General features: G+C 66.9%; 1 protein-coding gene. It reads right to left on the bottom strand.

Translation table 11 applies throughout. The features are described from left to right. Window positions 1–112 precede the first annotated feature (112 nt). Window positions 113–556, bottom strand: coding sequence for a MerR family transcriptional regulator (locus tag AC08OP_RS15135; RefSeq protein WP_476614786.1), 444 nt, complete (start codon window positions 554–556; stop codon window positions 113–115). Window positions 557–883 lie beyond the last annotated feature (327 nt).

Here is an 883-nt window from a genome sequence, read left to right as displayed (position 1 = left end):
CATGGAGCATCCCCTGGGAGTTGCCGGAAAATAACTTCAGGTTTTGATCTTGGTCTTGCCGGTGAGATTCGCGAGGCCCGCCGCGGTGGGTGCGATGATCGGCGTCCGCGGATCAGGCGGTTCCGCGCGACCGTTTCGCGTCGTCGTGCAGCCCGCCGACGAACGACTCCGCGACGCTGACCTGCTCCCGAAGCGTAGAAAGCTTTTCCTCCGCGAGTACCACCCAGGTGCCAAGCCGCTCCTGGAGCTCGGCCCGGGCGTCCGCGGCGAGGTCGGGCTCGGCGAGCTCGTCGCGAAGGGCCAGCAGCGACCGTATCTCCTCCAGGGTGAACCCCAGCGGTTTCATCTTCTTGATGAGGAGCAGCCGCTCGATGGCATCGTCGTCGTAGAGACGAAATCCCCCTACGGTCCGACCTACCGGCATGAGGAGCCCCGATTCCTCATAGTAGCGGACTGTTCGCAGGGAGAGGCTGACCCGCTCCGCAACGTCCCCGATCTGGTAAACGTCGCCACGGGTCGTGTTCGATCCCGAAACACCACGGCGCTTGGTGGACAACTCGGCCCTTACGTTAGGGTAGATATTGGACGACCGGACCGGACGATTTGGACAACCGGACCAGACGCCAGGCAGTCGACTGTACGTCGATCGGCGATGCGGCGCCCCCTTTGCCGAGGCGGGGGAGCGCGGGACGCCCGAGCGTGCCGTCCGTCGTCCGGTGCCGACCGGAACGCGTTACCGGAAACGGGAGATGCGTCACGTCGGGGCCGTCGCGCTCGCCGGTGCGACCCTGCAGCCGCGCCCTCGGCTTCCACCTGACCGGCCCCGCGTTCGCATGGACGCGCACGTTACCGCGGCCCCGACGGGCATGGCGCCGGCCCGAAC

The organism is Frankia sp. CeRuru1 (genome assembly GCF_977966315.1).
This window is presented reverse-complemented; position numbering and strand designations above follow the sequence as displayed.